General features: G+C 58.9%; 16 protein-coding genes. 2 read left to right on the top strand and 14 right to left on the bottom strand.

Going from position 1 to position 24,372, the window contains the following annotated elements; translation table 11 throughout:
* The first annotated feature begins 131 nt into the window (after nt 1-131).
* Nucleotides 132-2,528, top strand: a complete 2,397-nt coding sequence (locus GTP27_RS12455) for an AAA family ATPase (RefSeq protein WP_161039495.1) — start codon at nt 132-134, stop codon at nt 2,526-2,528.
* 47 nt (nt 2,529-2,575) lie between these two features.
* Here the strand turns inward: GTP27_RS12455 and GTP27_RS12450 are convergent, their stop codons facing one another.
* Nucleotides 2,576-3,730, bottom strand: a complete 1,155-nt coding sequence (locus GTP27_RS12450; RefSeq protein ID WP_161039494.1) for a site-specific integrase — start codon at nt 3,728-3,730, stop codon at nt 2,576-2,578.
* 385 nt (nt 3,731-4,115) lie between these two features.
* On the opposite strand from GTP27_RS12450, the gene GTP27_RS12445 reads away from it, so the two are divergent.
* The gene (locus tag GTP27_RS12445; protein ID WP_161039493.1) at nt 4,116-5,636 is read left to right on the top strand and encodes a glucosamine inositolphosphorylceramide transferase family protein; all 1,521 of its coding nucleotides are present in this window, start codon (nt 4,116-4,118) and stop codon (nt 5,634-5,636) included.
* Nucleotides 5,637-5,691: 55 nt separating this feature from the next.
* Here the strand turns inward: GTP27_RS12445 and GTP27_RS12440 are convergent, their stop codons facing one another.
* The 13 genes from GTP27_RS12440 to GTP27_RS12380 form a co-directional block, all read right to left on the bottom strand.
* On the bottom strand, nt 5,692-6,579 hold the full coding sequence (locus GTP27_RS12440) for a class I SAM-dependent methyltransferase (protein ID WP_161039492.1): 888 nt from the start codon (nt 6,577-6,579) through the stop codon (nt 5,692-5,694).
* Nucleotides 6,580-6,701: 122 nt separating this feature from the next.
* The gene (locus tag GTP27_RS12435; protein ID WP_161039491.1) at nt 6,702-7,109 is read right to left on the bottom strand and encodes a RidA family protein; all 408 of its coding nucleotides are present in this window, start codon (nt 7,107-7,109) and stop codon (nt 6,702-6,704) included.
* Nucleotides 7,109-8,284, bottom strand: a complete 1,176-nt coding sequence (locus GTP27_RS12430; protein ID WP_161039490.1) for an acyl-CoA dehydrogenase family protein — start codon at nt 8,282-8,284, stop codon at nt 7,109-7,111. The genes GTP27_RS12435 and GTP27_RS12430 overlap by 1 nt, the downstream gene beginning before the upstream one ends.
* A gap of 12 nt (nt 8,285-8,296) precedes the next feature.
* Entirely contained in the window at nt 8,297-9,151 is an 855-nt protein-coding gene (locus tag GTP27_RS12425; RefSeq protein WP_161039489.1) for an enoyl-CoA hydratase family protein, read from the bottom strand.
* Between the two features lie 25 nt (nt 9,152-9,176).
* Nucleotides 9,177-9,695, bottom strand: coding sequence for a MarR family winged helix-turn-helix transcriptional regulator (locus tag GTP27_RS12420; protein WP_161039488.1), 519 nt, complete (start codon nt 9,693-9,695; stop codon nt 9,177-9,179).
* Between the two features lie 22 nt (nt 9,696-9,717).
* Complete coding sequence (locus GTP27_RS12415) at nt 9,718-12,132, bottom strand: bifunctional salicylyl-CoA 5-hydroxylase/oxidoreductase (RefSeq protein ID WP_161039487.1); 2,415 nt, start codon at nt 12,130-12,132, stop codon at nt 9,718-9,720.
* Nucleotides 12,133-12,142: 10 nt separating this feature from the next.
* Nucleotides 12,143-13,762: a benzoate-CoA ligase family protein gene (locus GTP27_RS12410; RefSeq protein WP_161039486.1), complete on the bottom strand. Its 1,620-nt coding sequence runs from the start codon at nt 13,760-13,762 to the stop codon at nt 12,143-12,145.
* A 135-nt stretch (nt 13,763-13,897) separates the two neighbouring features.
* Nucleotides 13,898-14,614, bottom strand: a complete 717-nt coding sequence (locus GTP27_RS12405; protein WP_161039485.1) for a response regulator — start codon at nt 14,612-14,614, stop codon at nt 13,898-13,900.
* 135 nt (nt 14,615-14,749) lie between these two features.
* A complete protein-coding gene (locus tag GTP27_RS12400) occupies nt 14,750-19,702 on the bottom strand; it encodes a two-component regulator propeller domain-containing protein (protein ID WP_161039484.1) in 4,953 nt (1,650 codons plus the stop codon).
* Nucleotides 19,703-19,714: 12 nt separating this feature from the next.
* On the bottom strand, nt 19,715-20,890 hold the full coding sequence (locus tag GTP27_RS12395; RefSeq protein ID WP_161039483.1) for a patatin-like phospholipase family protein: 1,176 nt from the start codon (nt 20,888-20,890) through the stop codon (nt 19,715-19,717).
* A gap of 82 nt (nt 20,891-20,972) precedes the next feature.
* A complete protein-coding gene (ggt, locus tag GTP27_RS12390; RefSeq protein WP_161039482.1) occupies nt 20,973-22,763 on the bottom strand; it encodes a gamma-glutamyltransferase in 1,791 nt (596 codons plus the stop codon).
* 126 nt (nt 22,764-22,889) lie between these two features.
* A complete protein-coding gene (locus GTP27_RS12385) occupies nt 22,890-23,648 on the bottom strand; it encodes an SDR family NAD(P)-dependent oxidoreductase (RefSeq protein ID WP_161039481.1) in 759 nt (252 codons plus the stop codon).
* 102 nt (nt 23,649-23,750) lie between these two features.
* A complete protein-coding gene (locus GTP27_RS12380; RefSeq protein WP_161039480.1) occupies nt 23,751-24,188 on the bottom strand; it encodes a flagellar biosynthesis protein FlhF in 438 nt (145 codons plus the stop codon).
* Nucleotides 24,189-24,372: the final 184 nt, after the last annotated feature.

The following is a 24,372-nucleotide window of genomic DNA, read 5'->3' as shown; positions in this document are numbered from 1 at the left end:
TCAAATTCATATGAATTTGACTAAATAGAACCTCATCCCTGATGCTGTTTTTCAAAGCTCAGGGTAGACTAACTAAATAATTCGTTTCATTTGCAAATCGGCAACCAATAGCCAACGCTAAGGGAGAGATCATGTTCAGTCAAGTTGACATTGGCAGCTTTGGTAGCTTTACGGACCTCGCTTGGAAGAAGAGCCTTAAGGATGCGGGCAACACTGTCCAGAACTTCAAGCGACTCAACGTCCTCTACGGACGCAACTACTCTGGTAAGACCACTCTTTCGCGGATCTTTCGGGCTCTCGAAACAGGGCGCATACCGCTCAACTACGTAGGCTCCACCTTCACTGTCCACGGTGACAAAGGTGATGTGACACAGTCTGGCCTTGCCGGTCATGGTTACGATGTTCGGGTCTACAACCGGGATTTCGTGAACGAGAACCTGAGCTTTCTGGTCAATCAAACCAATGGCGAGATCAAGACATTTGCCATCGTCGGTGAGAAGAACAAAGAGATTGAAGATGCCCTTGCAGCGATCCAGGTCAAGTTAGGCAACGTCGAATCGAAGGCAGGTCTTCGGTATGAACTTGAAGCCAAAAAGAAAGAACGGGATCGGACAAAAGGCAATCATAAAACTGCCTCCACCTCACTAGAAGACAAGCTTCGTTCCCATGCCAATGACAAGATAAAACAAAACCGTACCTACGGCCCTGCTGTCTACAACATTGACAGCATTAAAAAAGACATTGGTTCAGTGAAGAAGGCAAGCTTCACGCCGCTGACAACCGAAGAGCAAGCTGTCAAGGTGAACCTCTTGAAGCAAGAGGCCCTTCCCGACATTACCGACACCGTATCGATCAACCTCAAGATTGAATCAATAAACAAGGTGGCTGAAGAGCTGCTTTCAAGGTCAATCAAGCCAACACAGGCGATTCAAGAGCTGTTGAATGAGACTGCCCTTCAGGCATGGGTGAAGCAAGGCATACCGCTACACAAGGACAAGCGAGACACGTGCGCCTTCTGCCGTCAGGACCTTCCTCATGACATCTGGCAGGTTTTGGACTCCCATTTCAGCAAGGAGTCCACCGATCTGGAGTCGTCCATCGATTCTTGCTTGACCTCTATCACCACCGAAATCCAAGCGACTTCTGGCTTCTTGACTTTGAACGGCGACAAGTTCTATGCGGAAGAGAAGGTCTCCTTTGAAACCAGCAAGAAATCACTTGCTGATTGCTTGAAGGTCTACAAACAGGATCTCGAAGCACTGAAGGCAGCATTGGATCGGAGAAAGAACACTCTTTTCCAGCCGGTTGCCATGCCAGTCTTCAGGCACGATTCGACAGCAATTCAACGGTGTGCTGACGACATCAATGCTCTGATCGCCAAAAGCAATGGCCGTACAAGCTCGTTGGAGAAGGACAAAACCGCTGCACGCGAGTCTCTGCGACTTACCGATGTGGCCTCTTTTATCGGTGACATCACCTACGACTCTGAGTTGGTCCGTATCGCTGGCCTCAAAACTGATTCTGACAATGCCAACACAGCGTACACCGAGGCAGAAGCTGAAATTCTCAAGCAGGAAGCCGAAGTGACCCGTCTACAGGGCCAACAGAAGGATGAGCGCAAAGGTGCGAAACGAGTGAACGACTTGCTCAATCATTTCTTTGGTCACGATGGAATCAAGCTTGAAGCCAAAGACAATGCTGAAAAGACTGCTGTCAAGTTTGAAGTCACTAGAGATGGGAAATCGGCCTACAACTTGAGCGAAGGTGAATGCAGTCTAATTGCCTTCTGCTACTTCATAGCCAAGCTGGAAGAACCAGACAGCAAAGGCAAAGATTTGATTATCTACATAGATGACCCGATTTCCAGCCTGGACGGGAATCACATCTTCTTCATGTTCAGCTTGATTGAGAGTTTGATTGCAAAGCCCATCAAGAATACAGACGGATCAAACAGCTATCGGTACAAGCAGCTTTTTATATCCACCCACAATCTGGACTTCTTAAAGTATTTAAAGAAGATCTCACTTCCCAATGAAAAAAATCATGGTGGAAGTCAACATTTCATCGTGGAAAGAAATGGAGGGTCAAGTCAAATTTCTTTGATGCCTTCGTATCTACGTGACTACATCACCGAATTCAACTACCTCTTCCACCAAATTTACAAATGTCGCAATCAAGGTGGAGCAAACGAATCTCATGAACCGTTCTATGGCTTCGGAAACAACCTTCGCAAGTTCCTTGAAGCATTTTTGTTCTTCAAGTTCCCGTACCATGACGACAAGAATGATGCATTTGAACGGATCAAGAAATTCTTTGGTGAAGAGGACCCGACTGCAATCGCTCTTGTGAATCGGCTCAATAACGAGTTCTCACACCTTGAGTCGATCCCAGACCGTGGATTCAAACCCGTAGAGATCCCAGAAATTTCCAAGGTGGCGAACTATGTATTAGACAAAATCTATGCAACAGATTCTGCCCAATACAACTCTCTCCTAAAGAGCATTGGTGAACCTGAACGAACCCATTGAAAACAGCAGGGGCTTAAAGCCCCTTTTTCATCTATTCTTATTCCAATTCATACATTGGCCCAGAGCTTTGCGCCAATGTCACTGTGCCTCAATGTTGCATATCGCTTCAATGTGCTCAACTCAATGTGACCTGAAATTTTGCTGATCTCAATGTCAGTCAAATTTGTGTTCACGAAGTACCAACTAACAGCACAATGCCTCAAGTCGTGAATTTTGAAATTCACCACTTTGGCATTCTTGCAGATCACTTTGAACCGAGCAGCAAGAACAGAACTGTTTTGCCAATAATCACCAAACACCAAGGACTGACCATCCTTCTTCAACTTCATGAGTCGATCTTTAATGAAGTGATAGAACTCTGGTCTTAGTGGAACTTTCCGATCTTCAGCATTCTTTTTATCTGCTATCTTGGTGTTTTCCTTCGGAACAAAAATGTATGAATGGCTTGGATTTTTTTCATCCAAGTGAATTTCATCCCACTTAATAAGCAGACTCTCACCCGCACGCATACAAGAATAGTATTGCCACAAAATAAGGCACCTCCATTCTTCTCGCTTCACATACATCTTGTCTGTTGCTTCAAGCAAACTATCAAGCTCACCAGCTTCAAGAATGCGATCACGAGGAATCCATGCCTTTGGAGGTGAATTGTCATCAAAGGGCTTACGGTCAAACGTGTAATTGTGGTGTTTGGCATGCCACATCAAGGAAGTCTTGATCGCATAGTAGAGCTTGCGAATAGTGCTTTCGCTATAAGTCTTCTTGACCAATTCGCCCGTTTTTTCATCCAACACTTTATGACCCGCATAAAGAGGATGGGCTTTTTTCTTCTTGGCCTGATCTGGAACTTTCTGTTCCAACTTGGCCTTCAGGTAGAGCGCAAAAGTACCAGCTTTGAAAGTTCCAAGGGGAGCCTTGCCAATCTCAGTCTTCAGTCGTTCAAGGTCATACCGTTTGCCATCAGCAACGGTGTTGTGCTTGAGGTATTCAGTAAAGATAGCCGCCAATGTCAGCTTCTTGATCTTGGTGATGTCGACTGACTCACCTTTATCAATCTTGCTCTTGACCTCACGAATGAACTTCTCAGCCTCCTTCTTGGCCTTGAAGGTCTTGCTGACAGCAACACCAGCTTCGCGCACTCGCACCAAGAACGAGACATCGCCATTGACACCCACCCGTTCAGTGATCAACTTACCTGCCATCCTCACCACTCCTTTCTAGTCTCCAAGCTGGAACTTGGAACAAATTTGGAACATTTTGATTAGGATAGCGTACTGAGTCACTGTAAGTACATGCTGTACAATAAGTTTTTCAACTTGTTGGTGTTCCCTCCTAAGCGTGGGATACTGGTTCGATTCCAGTCGGGGGGACCAATGGCGCTCACGGTGATATCAACAGCATTTCCACTGGCTGCCACGCAACCCGATATCCCGAGTTGACGACCATTCCTTTCTCCCCAACTCCGCACTGCCGAGCACGCCAATATTTTCATATTTACTACGTTTCGGGTTAGATGTTATTCTCCCGTGCGCTATTGCCACATAGGTAAGCCCCTACCCACCTATTGAATCGATTGGAGAAGCCTTGATGGATGTGAATACTGGGACCCCAAAGCTGCTGCAACTCATCGGGTTCCCTACGCCTGAGCAATGGTCACAGGGACTCATTGTGGCGGCCAATGCACTGGGCGTGGAATGGACCCTGATTCAGACTCCAGCTTTCGCACCGGCAAGTGCAGCATCCTCTAAGTTCACTGGGTGGACAAACATACTGTTCAGCACGCTTGATCGGGCACTTTATGGCCGCAAAGACAGAGCCGCGCTCGCCACAGCCGTGCTAACAGCAATTCCAGCCGATCAGGCGGAGCTTAAAACTACCCTGCTGGCCCACAACGCAGCCATAGCCCAGGAACAAGCGATACTACGCAAGCAGACTGTTCTCTACGTCGAATACGAAGCCGAAGTGCTACAACATCTGGACATGGCAGCCCGCACACGGCTTGCCGTTCCGGGCGCTACCCTTGCCGCCAAAGTCTGGTGCACCGACGGCGGGCAGGCACAACTGCTCTTCCATGCAGAGCTGGACATGGACCATCGCTCACTCTGCAAGAGCATTACACTAGTTGCCGCCAAGCTGCCTGCGCTATTACGCGGTGCCCTCGCCCGACAAGCGCATCAAACCACCGGTTGTCTGCCTGAGGCACGCCCAACACAAAACGCCAGAGCGGCCACGCACCTGCTGTTGCGTTTATGTAAAGCAATTATGAAAAAGCTGCTCTGGCGCGATCAATGGCGCTTAGAGATTTTTACGCCCGATCAATCAGCCTCGTCTCAAGCCCGCTTTTCCCACATAATTGCCCCCCCAGCGAGCGACTTCTGGGCCGATCCATTTCTGGTCACGATCAAAAATCGACTGTGGCTGGTTTTCGAAGCGCTGCCCTTTTCTACGGGCAAAGGAAATATCAGCGCTATGGAACTGACAGCAGATGGCAAGGTCAAATCACCACCGCAAGTGGTACTTGACGAACCCTGGCATCTCTCCTATCCGTTCCTATACACGGAAAATGATCAGACCTATATGATTCCGGACGCCTCCATGAGCCGCCAGCTCTACCTTTACCGTTGCGGCGATGACCCACTGCATTGGGAAAGACTGCCCCCCCTGATCAGCGACCAGTGCCTTGCCGACGCTACGCTAATCCGCCACCAGGGTAAGCTATGGATGTTTGCCAGCCATGGCGACCGCGGTGCGAGCATGGACGATACGCTTCACATCTACATGGCGGACCAGCTTACTGGCCCATGGAAAGCACACAGCTTAAATCCGGTAAAAATCGACGCACGTTCATCCCGGCCCGCAGGAAATATGTGGATCTCGCGTGACGGCGACTTGCATCGCGTGACACAGGATTGCTCCACAGTCTATGGTGGCGCAACGGTCTGCACCAGAATCGTCAAGCTGAGCGAATCCGAGTTTCAGGAGGAAATTATTGAAGGTTGGGGCGCTGCGTATAACGACGCTGATACACCTTGGCATACCTTCAACCAGCTAGGCAGCTTGCAGGTCATCGACCGTCTGCAGATCAATTCGCGCTATTTCGCCAAGTAGCACTGCAGGCCATACGGCCTGCGTGAACGACTTAGTATAACTTGGTGGTATCTGGCTATGCGCCAGACTCATATTCCAACCTGTGCTTGCGGCCTACTGCGGCACAGGTTTTAAAGCTATTCCGCAGTGCGACCAGTGGTAGTAGTCTGGCAACGAAGACATAAACCAAATGCTGGAGACCGGACGAACGCGCGAGCTTCATTTTTAGCATATGCTCCGGGACTAATCTGAAATCCAGTGCAATTCCCTTAGCGTTACAGACTTCAGCTATCAGTTTGTTAGAACGGTAAAACGTTTCCGATTGCGCATATTCGGCGATAACCTTGCCCATCATCTGCCGCGACATGCCCTCCGGTGGTGCCACGCCAAAACCTAAGCTGACCAGCAAGCGGATGAGACCCTGCTGCAACGGCCCTTTGGGCAGCCAATGAACCATCGTCAAATGGTAATGTGGTTCGATCACCTTAAACCGCGCGGGAAATAGCGTCAGCAGATATCCTCGACTATCAAGCAATCGATATAGCTCAGCAGCAACTAAATCCAGCTGCGCAACATGTTCGAACACCTGATTTGCAATGATCAGGTCGAAATATCCATCCGGGAAACCAACCTTGCCTTCGACGCCAACTAGCGCCAGCAATGGCCGCTCATCACGATACAAGCTATCGAGCACAGCCCCAGCAGCAAGAAATTTTTCATCGATCTCTACACCGTACGCGTGTATGCCCTTACTGCGCAGATAACCGACAAACTCGCCACGCCCGCATCCGAAATCCAGCACGCGCATGCTAGTGATTTCCCGGCCAGAACGTTGCGCAAGATTTTCTAGGTGGCGAAACAGTTTGGCGCTATCGTCTGTCTGTAAATCGGCCTGCCTGAGATCACGATATTTCCGGTCCCCGGAGCACTCACGGAATTTTGGTATCGAGCCTGACAGTTCCATATCCCCCCCCCCCGACTCCGCACAACAGCGCGAGCTTCAGCAATGAAAAGCTTACGATAGACGCCTAGTTGAACCTTCCTTTCTATAGTATTACTGAACTAAAAACCCGCGCGTCCGTTTGATCAGAGAGCTTTATTGGCTTGCGGCACCACCGCCGTCACCTCAATCTCCACCCGCGCCCTATCCTCCACCAGTCCCGCCACCTGCACCGCGGTCATGGCCGGAAAATGCTTGCCGATGATGTCCCGATACGCCACGCCGATTTCCTTGTACGCCGCCACATACTCGTGCTTGTCGAGCACGTACCACGTCATGCGCACGATATGCTCGGGGCGCGCGCCGGCCTCGGCCAGCACCGCCACCACGTTGAGCAACGCCTGCCGCACCTGCGCCGCAAAATCATCGCTATGAAACACCCCCTGCGCATCCCAGCCTATCGTGCCGCTGACGAACACCATGCGCCCGCTGGCCGCTACGCCATTCGAATAGCCACGCGGCCGCACCCATCCCGGCGGTTGAAGAAATTCCATCACATATCCTTGTTCTTTGCTTCGCGCAGCAGTTCGCGCGCGATGATCAGTTGCTGCACCTCGGTAGCACCCTCATAAATGCGCAGCGCGCGAATCTCCCGATACAAGCGCTCCACCGGCTGCTCGCTCACCACGCCCAGTCCACCGAACATCTGCAGCGCAGCGTCGATCACCTGCTGCGCCGTTTCCGTTGCCGTCAGTTTGGCCATTGCCGCTTCCTTGGTTACCGTGCGCCCCTGATCACGCTGCCATGCAGCGCGGTAGGTGAGCAGCGCCGCTGCATCGATGCCGGTGGCCATTTGCGCCAGCTTGGACTGGGTTAGCTGAAAGTCGGCCAGCACCTGCCCGAACATCTGCCGCCCCGTTGCGCGCTGCATGGCTTCGTCCAGCGCGCGGCGGGCAAAGCCCAGCGCTGCTGCGGCCACCGAGGTGCGAAACACGTCGAGGGTCGCCATCGCCACCTTGAAGCCCTGCCCCCCCTCGCCGATACGCTGGCTGGCCGGTATCCGGCAGCCCTTGAAGCGCAAGCGCGCCAGCGGATGCGGCGCCATTACCTCGATGCGTTCGGCGATTTCCAGTCCGGGCGCAGCGGCATCGACTATGAAAGCGCTGATGCCGCGCGCGCCGGGCTGCTCGCCGGTGCGGGCAAACACCACATAGAAATCAGCGATGCCGCCATTCGAGATCCACGTCTTTTCGCCATCGAGTACATAGTCATCGCCGTCGCGCAGCGCTGCACACTGCATCGCTGCCACATCGGAGCCCGCCTGCGGTTCGGACAAGGCAAACGCCGCAATTGCCTCGCCACGCGCCACGCGCGGCAGATAGGCTGCGCGCTGGGCAGCACTGCCAAACAGACAGATAGCACCGGAACCCAGCCCCTGCATGGCAAAGGCAAAATCGGCCAGCCCGTTATGACGCGCCAGCGTCTCGCGGATCAGGCAGATGGCACGCGTATCAATAACCTCGCCCGCCGCACCATACTCGCCGCCCGCAATGGCATGGGCCAGCCAGCCAGCAGCCCCCAACTGGCGCACCAGCTGGCGGCAAGCCTGATCCACATCCTTGTCATGCTGCTGGCTGATATGCTCGCGTGCCCAGCTATCGAGCGCCTGCTCCAGCGCTGCATGGCGAGCATCGAAAAATGGCCAGTCCAGATAGGTTTTATCGCGCATAAAGATTCCGGATCAATCGCCTTCGAACGCGGGCCGCTGTTTGGCGACAAAGGCGTGGTAGGCACGGTGAAAATCGTTGGTCGCCATGCAGATGGCCTGGGCCTGTGCTTCCGCTTCGATCGCTTCGTCCACGCCCATATTCCACTCCTGCTGCAGCATCTTCTTGGTCATGCCATGGGCAAAAGTGGGACCGTCCGCCAGTCCCTGCGCCATCGCCTGCGCGGCAGCCAGCAATGCCTGCGGCTCGTGCAGACTATTGAAATAGCCCCAGCGCTCGGCCTCGGTGCCCGTCATCGAACGGCCCGTGTACAGCAGTTCTGCCGCCCGGCCCTGTCCGATCACACGCGGCAGCAAGGCACAGGCGCCCATGTCGCAGCCGGCCAGCCCCACGCGGGTGAACAGAAACGCCGTCTTGCTACGCGCTGTACCGTAACGCAGGTCCGCCGCCAGCGAGAGAATGGCGCCGGCACCGGCACACACGCCGTCCACCGCCGCAATCACAGGCTGCGGGCAGGCGCGCATGGCTTTGACCAGATCACCCGTCATGCGGGTAAATGCCAGCAGGCCCGGCATGTCGAGTTCCGTCAGCGGCCCGATGATGTCGTGCACATCGCCGCCGGAGCAGAAGTTGTCGCCCGCCCCCGTAATGACGATGGCCTTGATATCCTCGGCATAAGCCAGCGCGCGGAACAGGTCGCGCAGTTCGGCGTAGGACTCGAACGTAAGCGGGTTCTTGCGCTCGGGCCGGTTCAGCGTCAGCGTCGCCACACGGCCGCTGACTTCAAACAGAAAATGGCTAGCCTGATAGCCGCCAAGCTGGCTACGGTTGCCGGGCAGCTGCTGCGCCTTGCCGGGTAAATATCGCATACTAAGCTTTCTTCCGCGGGGCGGATTATCGGTCGCCGGCAGCATACAGGTGCTGCTTCATCTGCGACAGTAATTCGATCAATTGTCCTTTGTCTCCAGCCGACATGTCCTGCAGCAGCTCTGCTACCCAGTCTTCATGCACTGCGGCCATGGTGGCAAAGGCCTTGCGCCCGGCAGGCGTCAGCTTCACGCTGTAGGCCCGGCCATCTTTCGGGTCGGGCACGCGCACCACCAGCTTCTCCTGCTCCAGCTGGTCGGTAATGCCGGTGATATTCCCGCCCGTGACCATCATGCGCTTGGAGAGTTCGCCCATGCGCAAGCCTTGCGGATAGCGTTCCAGCTGGGCCATCAGGTCGAAGCGCGGCAGCGTAATGCCGAAGTTCGCGCGCAAACGGCTACGGATTTCGTTCTCGATCTTGGTGGTACACGACAGCATGCGCAGCCACAGTTTGAGCGACTGGTGATGGTCCTGCGTCAGCCGGCTGGCCAGATCGAGCACCGGCGACTCTTCATCCTGCGGCGTATTTTCAGACGGTATTTGCATCACTTTTGCTTCCATATTCAAGTCATCCCTCAAGCAGGCGGGCGGCTAGCTGCTGCGGCGACAGGCCGCTGCTGCTGGCTGCCAGCTGCCGCTCGCGCTCCAGATTGCGCTCCAGCTGCTGCTTGCCCGGTTGGTACTGGCGCGGCCAGTGCACCGCGCTATGGCCTATCTTTGCCGCTTCCGTCAGCGTCCACGCAGGATTGGCCAGATGGGGGCGCCCCACCGCACACAGGTCGGCACGGCCAGCCGCAATAATGCCGTTGGCATGGTCCGCTTCGAAAATCGAACCCACCGCAATGGCGGCTATGCCGGCTTCGTTGCGTATGCGATCGGCAAACGGGGTCTGGAACATGCGGCCATACACCGGCTTTTCCGCCTTGCTAACCTGCCCCGACGAACAGTCGATCATATCTGCGCCGGCAGCCTTGAACAAGCGTGCAATCAGCACGGCATCGTCCGGCGTGATGCCGCCCTCCACCCAGTCGTGCGCGGAGATGCGTACGCTCATCGGTTTATGCGGAGGCCATACGGCGCGCATGGCGGCAAATACCTGCAGCGGATAGCGGCAGCGGTTTTCCAGCGAGCCGCCGTATTCATCTTCGCGCTGATTGGTCAGCGGCGATATGAACGACGACAGCAGATAACCGTGCGCACAGTGCAGTTCCACCCAGTCAAAGCCCGCCTGCTCGGCAGCCTCGGTGGCACGTACGAAATCTGCCTCGATACGCGCCATATCTTCGCGCGTCACGGCACGCGCCAGCTGCGACACGCCTTGCACATACTGCTGAGGCGATGCCGAAACCAGTGGCCAGTTATCGCGCTCAAGCGGCTGGTCTATGCCATCCCACATGGCGCGGGTGGAACCTTTGGCACCGGCGTGGCCCAGCTGGATGGCAATGCGGGCATCACTGTGCTGGTGCACGAAGTCGACGATGCGTCGCCACGCCTGCGTGTGCTCAGGCGCGTACAGGCCGGGACAATGTGGTGTGATGCGGGCATCGGCCGAAACGCAGGTCATCTCCGCAAACACCATGGCCGCACCGCCGAGCGCGCGGGCCCCCAGATGGACCAGATGATAGTCGCCTACCATGCCGTCGACAGCGCTGTACTGCGCCATGGGCGACACCACTATCCGGTTTTTCAGCACCAGTTCGCGTACCTTGTAAGGCGTGAACATTGGTGGCGGTGCCGCAGGCGTGCCAGCCGCTGCCCCGGCCTGCCATGTGGCCGGGGCAGCAAGGCCTGCCGCGACATAGGCGCGCCCGGCAAACCAGCGCTCGTAGTCCGCTACATAGACGGCGTCGCGCACGCGCAGATTCTCATGCGACAGGCGCTGGCTGCGCGTCAGCATGGAATAGGCAAACTGCGGAGCTTCCAGCGCCGTATAGCGCTCCACGTTCTCGAACCATTCCATCGAATTGCGCGCGGCGCTCTGCAGCTTGATCACTTCCACTGCCCGCACGCGCTCGTAAGTCGCCAGCGCACTGGCTGTATTGTCATCCTGCGCAAAACAGCGCGCCAGTTCGATCGCATCTTCCAGCGCCAGCTTGGTGCCCGAACCGATGGAGTAATGCGCCGTGTGCGCCGCGTCGCCCATCAGTACTACCGGCACTTGCTGCTGCCCGCTCTGCTGCCAGTGTACCCAGCGCTGGCAGACAATGCGGGGGAATACCATCCACATGGCCGAGCCGCGCAGATGGGCGGCGTTCGACATCAGGCTATGGCCTTCGAGTATGTCGGCAAACAGCTGCTCGCAGAACGCAATCGACTGTTCTGCCGTCATCTGTTCCAGTCCGGCGGCACGCCACACCGGCTCCGGCGTCTCGACGATAAAGGTCGAGGTCACACCATCGTACTGATAAATATGGGCCTGGAACCAGCCGTGTGGCGTCTGTTTGAAGGCGAACGTGAAAGCATCGAATTTCTTGCGCGTGCCCAGCCAGACAAAGCGGCAGCGCCGCGCGTCGATCTGCGGCTGGTAGCTGGCCGCATAGCGGCTGCGGATGCGGCTATTGAGTCCGTCCGACGCGATCACCAGATCGGCCTGATAGCGTGCGGCGATGGCCTGATCGTCCTCTACTTCTGTCTCGAACAGCAGATTGACGCCCAGCTCTTCGCAACGCTGCTGCAGGATATTGAGCAGATGCTTGCGGCCGATACCGCAGAAACCATGGCCACCCGAGCTGATTTTCTCGCCCTTGAAATAGGTATCGATATCATCCCAGTGATTGAAGGAAGCCTGTATGGCGCGCGCGCTCATTTCATCGGCCAGCGCCAGATTGCCCAGCGTCTGGTCGGAAAACACCACGCCCCAGCCGAAGGTGTCATACGGCCGGTTACGCTCTATCACCGTAATCTGGTGCGACGGGTTCTGCTTCTTCATCAGCAGGCCGAAATACAGTCCGGCGGGGCCGCCGCCTATGCATACGATATTCATACGGTTCTCTTTATTCGGTACGCAGCTTGAAGCGCTGCAGCTTGCCCGTCTCCGTGCGTGGCAGGGAAGGCAGGAAACGGATGGCGCGCGGATACTTGTACGGCGCAATCTGCGCTTTGACGAATTCCTGCAATTGCGTCACCAGTTCCGGCGCTGCCGCAATGCCGGGCCTGAGCACGACATGGGCTTCCACGATCTGTCCCCGCTCTTCGTCGGCACGGCCTATCACGCCGCATTCGGCCACGGCAGGATGGCGCAGCAGCACATCCTCCACTTCCGGCCCGGCAATGTTATAGCCGGCCGAAATGATCATGTCATCCGTGCGCGAGCGATAGTAGAAATAGCCGTCGGCATCCATTTCGTAGGCGTCGCCCGTCAGGTTCCAGCCACCGAGCACATAGTCGCGCTGGCGCGCATCGGCCAGATAGCGGCAGCCGGTCGGGCCTTTCACGGCCAGCCGTCCTATCACCCCCGGCCCTACCGGCTGGCCCTGCTGGTCCAGTATGCAGGCCTGATAGCCGGGCACCGGCTTGCCCGTCGCCCCCGGGCGCACCTGATCGCCGGCTGCCGAAATAAAGATGTGCAGCAGTTCGGTCGCGCCTATGCCGTCTATCATGGTCAGCCCGCTGGCCTGCAGCCAGCTTTCGCGTGTCGCCACCGGCAGCGCCTCGCCGGCCGACACGCTTTTCTTCAGGCTGGCCAGATCGTAGCGCCCGAACAGCGGCGCCATCTGCCGGTAAAAGGTGGGCGCCGTAAAGCAGATGGTGGCGCGATAGTTCTGGATCGCGGCCAGCAGGGTTTCCGGCGTCAGCTTTTCCAGCAGCACGGCGCTGGCGCCCACCCGCAGCGGAAATAGCAGCAGGCCGCCTAGCCCGAAAGTAAAGGCCAGTGGCGGCGTGCCGATAAAAATATCGTCCGCTTCGGTACGCAGTACGGAGCGGGGGAAGCAGTCACAGATGGCCATCACGTCGCGGTGGAAGTGCATGGTGCCCTTGGGGATGCCGGTGGTACCCGAGGTAAAACTGATCAGGCAGACATCGTCAATCGCCGTATCGACGGCGGCAAACTGATCGGACTGTGCCGCCATCAGGCTTTCCAGCATAGCCTCGCCAGCGGCACCGAAATACACGGTGCGCTGCCTAGCCGCCGGTGCCAGCTCCATCGCTTCCACTTCGGCGCGCAGGCTGTCGGCACACAGCACGGCATTGACTTCGGCCTTGGCGGCAATCACGGCCAGTTCACGGGCGCGCAGCAACGGCATGGTCGGCACGGCGATACAGCCAGCCTTCAGCACGGCCAGCACACAGGCCGCCATCATCGGCGTGTTGCTACCCCGTAGCAGTACCCGGTTGCCCGTTTCCAGTCCTAGCGTGGAGCGCAGCACATGGGCGATACGGTTCACCTGCGCGTGCAAATAGGCGTAAGTCCAGTTATCATGCTCGCCGCGCAAAGCAATGCGCGCACCATCGCCACGCGCCAGCGCCGCATCGAGCAGTTCGGCCACGCAATTGAGGCGGGACGGATACTGCAGTTCGGGCAGGTCGAAACGGAGTTCCGGCCACAGTTCGGCAGGCGGCAGATGAGAGCGCGCAAACGGGTCGGTATGGGCACTGGCAGAGCTTGCTGGCATAGGCTTCATGATCCCCCTGACGAAAATAGTGGCGCGTTGCCCGCAACCGGACGATACTTTAAGTTTAAACTATTTTGATATCAGGGGTAAAGCGCAACCGTGCAATGACCATGCAGGCCCGCACGGGCCGAAAGCTTATTCGGGGATGGATTGCAATACCAGATCGGTCTGGTAGCTGACGGCACGCACCACCTCCTTGAGCGCAGCCTGAATGGCGGGCACACTCAAAGGCGCCGCCTGCAACTGCTGCAGACAGTCGGCAGCGCCGCCCAGTCCCAGCGTCACACAGCCCGCATGCAGGCGTTCGAGCCGCTGCTGCAGCTCATCGTACCGTCCCTGTTCCAGCACCGTACCGAGTTCTTCGCTGGCTGTGCCCAGCTGGCTGGCAAAACCGTTCAGATACACCAGCAGGCGATCGGCGTTAATCCCCAGCCGGACCAGCGTCAGCCCCGGTTCTTCCGCGCGATGGCGGTAGCTGGTCTGCGCTGCCGGCAGCAATGCCTGCAGATGCTGGCGCACCTGATCCGCCTGAAACGGCTTCACCACATAACCAGTAGCGCCGCTCTGGGTGGCTTCTTCTACCGTGTGGTGATCGTTGGCCGAAGTGACCAGTACAAAAGGCAGCGTGGCGAAATCGCTATGCTGGCGCAAGCGCTGCAGCAGTTCCAGTCCCGATAGGCGAGGCATGCGCAAGTCGCAGAAACAGATCGCCGGACGCAAGCCCTGCTGCAGCAGCTGCCACGCGTCCTCGCCATCTTCGGCCTCGGCGATTTCGAACTGACCGCTACTGTCGATCAGGTGCATCAGCACCATGCGCGAGACCACATCATCATCGACCACCAGAACTTTCATGTATTTCCCTGTGTCTCGTTACCTGCGCTGCTAGCTGGGCGCTATGCCCGAGTGACCAAAACCGCCGCCGGCTGCCGGCATCACTGTTAGCATTTCAACCAATCTTACCCGAAACAGTCACCCGCGGGATGTTCTCTAGCGCACTTTACCTAACAGTTCGCGCAACTGTGGCAACGCATCACGCAAGCGCTCCCAATCGCCATGATCGGCCGCCAGCTCCAGATCGCCGCACAGTGCCTGCAATTCCTGCTCTTCCAGATAGCCGGCACTGCCCTTCATGCCGTGCAGCAGGCGGCCCGCCACATCGGCGGCACAGTCGTCGATGGCCTGCGCCAGCTCTGCCAGCCGCATCGGCACATCCTGATTGAAGGCTGCGCGCAGGCGCTGCTTCAGGTCTGTGCCCCCGCTATGCTGCGCCAGCCGTGCCGGTTCCAGCCCGGGCGCAGGCGCCGGCGCCACGCCGAACATGGCATCGAGTTCCGCAGTGCCGTTGGCGCCCTCGTTACGCGGCGCCATACGCGGCAGATGCACGCCACGCTGCAACTGGCGCTCGATCGCGCGGCTAAGCTGGAAGTGCAGCTTGTCTTCGTCGATAGGCTTGGTCAGGAAATCATCCATACCTGCTGCCAGATAACGGCTACGGTCCTCTTCGCTGGCGTTGGCAGTCAGCGCGATAATCATCAGCTCCTGATCCCGCACAGGGGCATCGATAGGGCCGCCGGCACGGATAATCCGCGTAGCGCTGGCGCCATCCATTTCCGGCATGCGGCCATCCATCAGGATCAGGTCATAGCGCGTCAGGGCGCAGGCCTTCACCGCCAGCGCGCCATTGGCAGCGATATCCACCTTGTGGCCCAGATCTTCCAGCATCATGCGGATGATGATCTGATTGGTCGGGAAGTCCTCGGCACACAGCACCTTGAGCTGGTGGCTATGCGGCTCGCGCGGCACATGCGGCACCATGGTTGGCGCCGCGCCGTTCGCCAGCGGCAGTTCAAAGATGAAGGTGCTGCCCTGCCCCGGCGCGCTGACGGCACTGATCTCGCCGCCCATCAGCTCTACCAGCTGGCGGCAGATGGCCAGCCCCAGTCCGGTGCCGCCGTAGCGGCGGGTGGTGGACGCGTCGGCCTGTTCGAATTGCTGGAACAGGCGTGGAATGGCTTCAGCCTCGATGCCTATGCCCGTATCGCTGACGCTGAAGCGGATACGGTTCATACCGGGTATGTCGCCCTCCGGGCCCGCCGCAACCCGCTCCACCCGCATGCGCACCGAGCCCTGTTCGGTGAACTTGAAGGCGTTCCCCACCAGATTCACCAGTACCTGACGCAGACGGGTGGGATCACCCACCACGTACTGCGGCAGGTCGTCGCCAAATTCCAGACTGAAGCCCACGCTGTGCGCGGCTGCCTGCTCTTCGAACAGGCTGACGACATTTTCTACCGCCGAAGACAGCGAGAAATCGATGTTCTCGATAGTCAGCTTGCCTGCCTCGATTTTCGAGAAGTCCAGCAGGTCGTTAATGATGGACAGCAGCGACTGGGCATTGGCCTGCGCCCGCAGTATCTGCTCGCGTGTACTGACCCCCAGCTTGATGTCGCGCAGAGCAAAGCCCAGCATGCCGATCACGCCCGCCAGCGGTGTACGCATTTCATGGCTCATATTGGCAAGGAACTCGGACTTCTGCCGCGTCGCATCTTCCGCTTTCTGTTTGGCCAGCCGCAGACGCTCGTCATTTTCCTGCAAAGCGCGGTTGGCCAGTGCCAGCTCGTCGGTGTGCAGCCTTACCTGCCGCTCCTGCTGCACCAGCTGTTCCTGCGTGCGGCGCAGCGTCTGCAGGGTTTCTTCCAGCTGCTGGTAGGCGCGCGCATTTTCCAGACCGGCCGCAGCATGGGCCGCCAGTGTCTGCAGCATGTCCATATGTACCTGCTGATAGGCGTTCTTCTCTTTACTCTGCACGCACAGCAGCCCCACCACCTTGTCGGTTACCACCAGCGGTGCATACATCATCGATTGCGCTATCGATGCGGGCTGACCATCCTCGCGTATGCAAGGCACCAGATTATCCAGTCCCGATTCATCCATATACCGGCTGTATTCGGCATGGAAGTCATTAATGAACACGGGCTGGCGCTGCGTAAGGCACCATACGGCCAGCTGGTTGGGCTGGTCTAGCCGGCGCTGGTATGGCAGGGTGCGCACGCCCTCTTCTATCGCAAACGGGAAGTCGATCACTCCCTCATCTTCGTGCACGAAGCCGATACCGAATATCTGCGCATTCATCAGATGGTGCACATGGCGGTACAGCGTCTGCATGCTGGTCTCCATATCCAGCGTGGCACTCATTTCACGTCCCAGTTCACTGAGCACGGAAATGTTGCGGTGAGCCTGTTCGACGTTTTCCTTCTGATGTTCGACTTCGATTTTCTGGCGTTCGGCATCTATCCGGCGCTGCTCGGCCTCGGCCCGCTGCGCTTCGGCTTCCAGCCGGCGCTGCTCCAGCTCCTGCTTCTGCTGCTGCAGCAGCAGGTTCTTCTGTTCGACTTCAGCGGTACGCGAGCCCACCAGATTTTCCAGCCGCAGCTGCTGGTGGCGCAGGCTGCGCACGCGGGCACGGTACACCGCATAGCCGGCGCCAGCGGCAATAATGAACACCAGCAGGCGGAACCACCAGGTTTTCCAGAACGGCGGCAAAATGGTGATTTCCAGCGTCGCCGCATTGTCGTTCCAGATGCCGTCCTTGTTGGCCGCTTTCACGCGGAAGATGTACTTGCCCGGATCAAGATTGGTGTAGGTGGCAAAGCGCTTATCAGAGTCGGTCAGCACCCAGTCCTCGTCAAAGCCCTGCAACTGGTAGGCAAAGCGGTTGCGCTGGGGGGCGGCAAAGTGCAGAGCGGCGAATTCGAGCGAGAACACCGAATCACGTTCGCTCAGTGTGAGCGAGGCCGTATGTTCTATCGCCGTTTTCAGCACATCGGGATGTTCACCCTGCCCCGGCTTGACCGACTTGTTAAAGATCTGAAAATCGGTAATTACCACCGCTGGCGCCACGCTGTTTTCCCGTATCTCGGCAGGCATGAAGGTGGTAATGCCGTTGAAGCCGCCAAAGAACAGCGTGCCGTCGGCGGCACGCAGTGCCGAACCATCGAAGTAAGCGCCCTCGATGGTGCCGTCGGCGCCGGAATAATTGCGGATCAGGCCAGTGCGCGTATTCAGGCGCGACAGGCCGCTATTGGTGCTGAGCCAGAGGTTGCCCCCATCGTCAGGCAGAATCGAGGCAATCGCATCGTCGGCAAAGCCGTCCTTGCGCAGGTAGGCATGAAAGCTGATGCTGCCGTCCTTGCCCTGTTCCATGCGGTTCAGGCCCGCTGCCGTACCCACCCAGATAGTGCCTGCGCCATCTTCGTACAGATAGTGCACCTCGTCGTGACTCAGGCTCTTGGGATTACTGGCTTCGCGGCGGAAATGGCGGAATACGCCGGTCTTGCGGTCGAACAGATCGAGACCGTTAAATGTCCCCACCCACAAGCGGCCCTGCCGGTCTTCCAGTATCGGCCGCACCACATTATCGGACAGGCTATTCGGGTCGGACGGATCGTGCCGGTAGGTGCGCACCGCCATGGTCTGCGGGTCCAGCCGGTGCAGGCCGCCACGCGAGGCTATCCACAGGATGCCGGCATTATCGCTAACGATGTTACGGATAATGTCGCTGGCCGGATCGCCATGGGCAAACGAGGTGACGCTGATGGTGCCGCTGGCCATGTTCAGATAATTCAGGCCGGCCCGCCCGCCTATCCAGATGTTGCCCTTTTTGTCGCGCAGCAGCGTCGTAACGTGATCATCGCTCAGACCATTCGCGCTGCCGGGCGCATAGCGCCATGTTCTGGCCGTGCCGCTTACCGGATCATACAGATTCAGGCCGCTGCTGGTCCCTAGCCAGAGCCGCCCCTGCGTTTCGCCGATGATCGCATGTACCTTGTTGTCGGTGAGCGTATTCGGAATGTCGGCCTGCCGCACAATGCGCGAGAAACCACCGCTCCCCATATCGACCCGGCTCACGCCGTCATTCCATGTGCCGACCCAGAAGGTGCCGACACGGTCGCGGTACAGTGCCGATATCTGGTTATCGGCCACGCTATGGGTATCGCTTAACTGGTGGCGGTACTGCTGCAGGCGATTCTCGGCGGGCACCCAGCGGAACAGGCCATCGGCCTGCGTGCCTATCCAGATATTGGTATCGGGATCCTGATACATCACCGGCACACTGGCGCCGGCACGCAAGCCTTCGCGCGGGCCGAAGCGGCGCCGCTGCGGCTCGCTGCCCAGCAGGCGCCACTGTTCCAGCCCGCCCAGAGTACCTACCCACAGCGACTGTTCGCTATCGACCTGCAGCGTCAGCACAGTATTGAATTTGCTGTTGCGGCTGGCGTCCATGGTGAAGTGCTGGAAGCGCATGGCGCCCGGCGCCAGCATATCGAGGCCGGTGGCGGTGGCCACCCACAGCCGCCCGCTGGCATCGCGTGCCAGCGCGTTCACCTGATCGTTCGACAGGCTGCCCGGATCGGCCGGATCATGATGCCAGCTGACGAAACGGCGCGTGCGCGGATCGAACAGATGCAGGCCATCGCCGCTGGCTAGCCACATGGAACCGGCACCATCATCGACAATAGCGCGGATATGGCGGTTGCCATTGCCACGCTGGCTCGATTCGCTAGGCAGGTAGTGGATGAAGGTGTTGGTATCGGGATCAAAGCGGTCCAGCCCGCCGTCCGTGCCCAGCCACAGCTGGCCCGCTGCGTCCACATGCAGCGCGCGCACCCAGTTATCGATCAGGCTGCGCGGGTCGGACACCGCACTCTTGAAGGTCACCGCGCGGTAGCCGTCGAAGCGGGTTACGCCAGCCTGCGTACCGAGCCAGATAAAGCCCTGCCGGTCCTGGGTGATCGACAGCACGGTCTCCTGCGCCAGCCCGTTCTCGACACGGAACTGGTCAAAGCGCAGGGTGCGCGGTGGCGCTCCGGCCCAGACGGCAGTGCCCCACAACAGCAGCGGCAGCAGCAGATAGCGACAGATTCGTAGTTTCAGCGACAAGGCGTAGTCCGATCAGGATTCGAAGAATGCCAGTACATCGTCCTTGCGCGCGAACGTGTCGTGCTGGCCAAGGCGGATCAACTCGCAGGTATAGGAAGATTCAAACAGCAGGTAGGACGCCAGCGCAGAACCGCGCGATTCGGTTGCGCCTATGCCCGACAGCATGGTGCGTATCGGCGCGGGCAGGCTGGCCACATGGCGCGCAGCGATGGCGTCGAGCCGCTCCGACGGCGCAATCACCAGCAGCTTGACGGGTTTGAGCGGTGTATGCTCCAGCAGCGATTCCGGCAGCAGCGACAGCGTGCGGTTGATGCGCTCGAGCCGCTCGATATCCACCGCCAGACTGTCGAGGAAGATGGACGACATGGCATGGCCGGCAATCTGCGCCAGACTGGGGTAGCGCGAGGCATCATGTTCCGCCGCGCTGCGCGGCGGCTCCGTCAGCCTTCCTGCCCCTACCACCAGCACCTTGCTGGCGCCCAGGTGGATGGCGGGAGAAATCGGCGCCAGCTGGCGCATCGAACCGTCGCCGCAGTATTCGCGATGGCCGCCCATGTACAGCGGCGTGGCCGGAAAAATGAAGGGAATCGCCGACGAAGCCAGCAGATGCTCGACGCCGATCTGGTCCTGCAGGGCCACGCGCTGCATGCGTATCCATGGCGCGATATCGGCCGCAGTCTGGTAGAAGGTCAGGTGATTGCCGGCGCTGTAGGAGGATGCCGTCACCGCCAGCGCATGCAGCAGGCCTTCCGATAGCACGGCATCGAGGCGCGGCAGATCCAGCATGCGGTGCAGCAGGCCTACCAGCGGGGTGTTATCGAGCAGAGATGCAGGCGGCTGGGCGCGCCATTTGCGCAGCAGCCAGCCGAACGACAGCAGCGACAGCCAGCGCGCGCCGGAACGGATCACGCCCAGCGAATCGGCGCGGTAAACTTGCCCCACTTCGATGTGTTCCCACACGTCGAGCAGTTTCTGTACGCCTTCGCCGAAATTGTCGGCACGGCAGGCCAGCGCCGTGGCATTAATGGCACCGGCAGAAGTACCGCAGATGATTTCGAAGGGATTGCGTGCCGGCGGCCAGCCTGCCTCCCACAGTATTTGCGAGATCGCCTGCAGCACGCCGACCTGATAGGCCGCTCGTGCACCACCACCTGTCAGTATCAGGCCGGTTTTCTTATGAATTCCCATTCAAAGAGATTAGCAGGGTCTGAGAGATTTGGGGAGTCCCAGCCCTGCAGTTAGGCCGACTTGTACCGACTAAGTCACTAACTTAGTCACCTAATACGACACCTTCGCGGCGCGGATCGGCGCCGCCGAACCATTCAGCCTTGCCATTAACCACACGCCGCTCGATGCCCTGCAGGCCGGAATTGAACTCGGACTCGCGGATCTGGTGGCCGCGCGCCTTCAGCTGCTCGATCACTTCCGGCGCAACACGGCCTTTTTCCAGTTCGGTGGGGCCGTTACGGCTACCGATATTGGGCAGGCTGATGGCCTGCTGCACATCGAGCTGCCAGTCCAGCGTGCCCACCAGCACCTTGGCCACATAGTTGATGATGGTGGCGCCACCGGGCGAACCGGTTGCCAGCACCAGATCCCTGCTACCCTTTTTGAACACCAGTGTTGGCGACATGGCACTGCGCGGGCGTTTGCCTGCCTGTACGCGGTTGGCTATCGGACCGTCGGCATCGCGCGAATCGAACGAGAAGTCGGTCAGCTGGTTATTCAGCAGGAAGCCATCAACCATCTGGCGCGCACCGAATGCATCCTCCACCGAGGTAGTCATGGACAGTGCGCCGCCGTAGGCATCCACTGCCACCAGATGGGAAGTGGACGGCTTGTCGATGGCGCTGTCCTTGCCCCATGCCAGCTTGAGCGTTTCCGGCACGCCGTAGGAAGCACGGCCCATCGAACGCTCGCCGATCAGCGCGGCGCGCTGGGCCAGATAGGCTTTATCCACCAGTGCTGCCACGCCTTTGCCGGGCAGCGGCGCAAAGGCCGGATCGGCAATGTAATGATCGCGGTCGGCATAGGCCAGCCGTCCCGCTTCGCTGAACAGGTGGATACCTTGCGCCGTCAGCTGCCCATCCACCGGCTTGAACGGCGCAATGTCTTTAATCTCCAGCACACCCAGCATCTGCGCGATGGCCACGCCGCCGGACGAAGGCGGCGGTGCGCCGCACACCGTCCATGCCTTGTAGTCGGTGCACAGCGGCTGGCGTTCCAGCGCACGGTAGCCGGCAATGTCGGCCGCCGTCAGCTTGCCCGGATTGGTCGGGTGGCCAGCCACCTTGGCGGCGATATCGCTGGCAATGCGGCCCTGATAGAAGGCATCGGCGCCACCGTCGGCGATTTCGCGCAGGGTGCGCGCCAGCTCAGGATTTTTCAGCAAATAACCAACCGGACGCGGTTTGCCCTGCTCGTCGAAGAAGTAGGCCCGGGCCACCGGATCGCGCACCAGATAGCGGTCCCACGACAGCAGGCCGTTCAGACGCGGGCTGACCTTGAAGCCTTCTTCCGCCAGCTTGATCGCCGGTCCGAACAGCACCTTCCATGGCAGGCGGCCATGCTCCTTGTGCGCCATTTCCAGCATGCGCAGCACGCCGGGCGCACCGACCGAGCGGCCGCCGATCACGCCGATTTCGCGTGACACCGCCTTGCCGTCGGCATCCTGGAACAGATGTTCATCCGCTGCGGCGGGCGCAGTTTCACGTCCATCGTAGGACTGCACCCGCTTGCCATCGCTGTAAAGCAGGAAGGAACCGCCGCCGATACCGGACGATTGCGGCTCCACCAGCGTCAGCACCAGCTGGGTGGCGATGGCCGCATCGATGGCGGCACCGCCCTGCTTGAGCATCTGGTAGCCAGCCTCGGTGGCCAGCGGATTAGCCGCCGCCACCATGAATTTCTGCGCCGACTGGCCCGCCTTGGCCGCATAGCCGGTGGCGATTTCGGGGGCAGCTTCGTTGCTGCTACGTTGGGCATGGGCCGGTAGCTGTAATGCGAGCAGCAGTGGCAGGGACAGCGCCAGATGGGCGCTCAGCGACTTCAAACGAAACATAGACTCTCCAGAATAAAAAAGCGCGCAGCCTGCGCTGCGCGCCCGATCACTCTGGAATCCTACACCAAAACCCGCGCGGGGGCAGATCGGACCAAGGGCAGGTCCGGTCTACCCCCGCCATGCGGCTTATTTTGGCTGCATGCGGATGGCGCCGTCCAGACGGATGGTTTCGCCGTTGAGCATGGTGTTTTCGATGATGGCCAGTGCCAGCTGGGCGTATTCGCCCGGCTTGCCCAGGCGCGGCGGGAACGGCACCATGGCGCCCAGCGCCGTGCGCACTTCTTCCGGCATGCCCATCAGCATCGGGGTTTCGAATATGCCCGGTGCGATGGTCATCACGCGGATGGCGTTGCGCGACAGGTCGCGCGCCATCGGTAGCGTCATGCCGGCTACGGCGGCTTTGGAGGCGGCATAGGCAGCCTGGCCAATCTGGCCATCGAAGGCGGCTACCGATGCAGTGTTGATGATGACGCCGCGCTCGCCGCTGTCGGTCGCTGCCGTTTTGCTCATCGCGTCGGCGGCCAGACGGGCCATGTTGAAGGTGCCGATCAGGTTGATGTTGACGGTGCGCTGGAACAGTTCCAGCGGATGGGGGCCGTCCTTGCCCACGGTTTTCATGGCTGGTGCCACACCGGCACAGTTGATCAGGCCGCGCAGCGTGCCCAGTGCAGTTGCCGCTGCCACGACGGCCTGGCCGTCTGCTTCCGAGGTCACGTCGCATTGGACGAACACGGCGTTCAGTTCGGCAGCCAGCGCCTGACCCGCTTCCGCCTGCACGTCGGCCAGCACCACTTTGCCGCCCTGCGCTACCAGCATGCGCGCAGTTGCTGCGCCCAGTCCCGAAGCGCCACCCGTCACGATGAATACATTGTCCTGAATTTGCATGTGTGTCCCTATCTGATTTTTATTTGACGTTTACGTTAACGTCACATCAGCATTGTAGCGAATTTTTATGGCATCACGGTGAAAACCTGCGCACAGTTTGCGCTAGCACTGTATCCACACGCCGTTGCGGCTGCAGACCTGCCCTTGCGGCGTGATGACCATGCCGGGTGCGGCACTGTTGATGCGGGCACCTTGCGCATCATTGCAACCTGCCGCGCTGCAATTATTCAGCGCACGCGGCATGGGCGCTGGGGCGACGGACGCCGGAAGCGGCGCAGGTACCCAAGCCGGCGCCGGCGCTAACACCATGCTGGACTGAGGCGGCGCAACGGGCGATGCTAGCCGGGTCTCCGGCAATCGGTCGATCTGTTGCGGCACCGGACGGCGCGGCATAGGCACCCGGGCGGGCGCGGTTCGACAGGGTTGCACTGCCAGATGCTGTCCGTCAGCACTGAGGGTGCAGACCGGCAGGCGCGCATAGGCTTCGATTTCGCTACTGGTTGGATGAGTGGCAGACTTGTCCTGCTCTGTGGCTGCCACGGCGTACGCCCCGAACGCACAACTGGCCAGCAGCGGCCAAGCCAGCAACCGTGCCATACCGCTCAATGCTGCACGTTCAACCGGGCTGCTTATTCCGCGCCGCCTGCATACACCGCTTAGATTCTGCATCCCATCCTCCGCCCCTGTCGCCCACTGCATTATTGGACAAGGCAGGAACGAAGGA

The sequence above is a fragment of the Duganella qianjiadongensis genome (assembly GCF_009857915.1).
GTDB lineage: Bacteria > Pseudomonadota > Gammaproteobacteria > Burkholderiales > Burkholderiaceae_D > Rugamonas > Rugamonas qianjiadongensis.
This window is presented reverse-complemented; position numbering and strand designations above follow the sequence as displayed.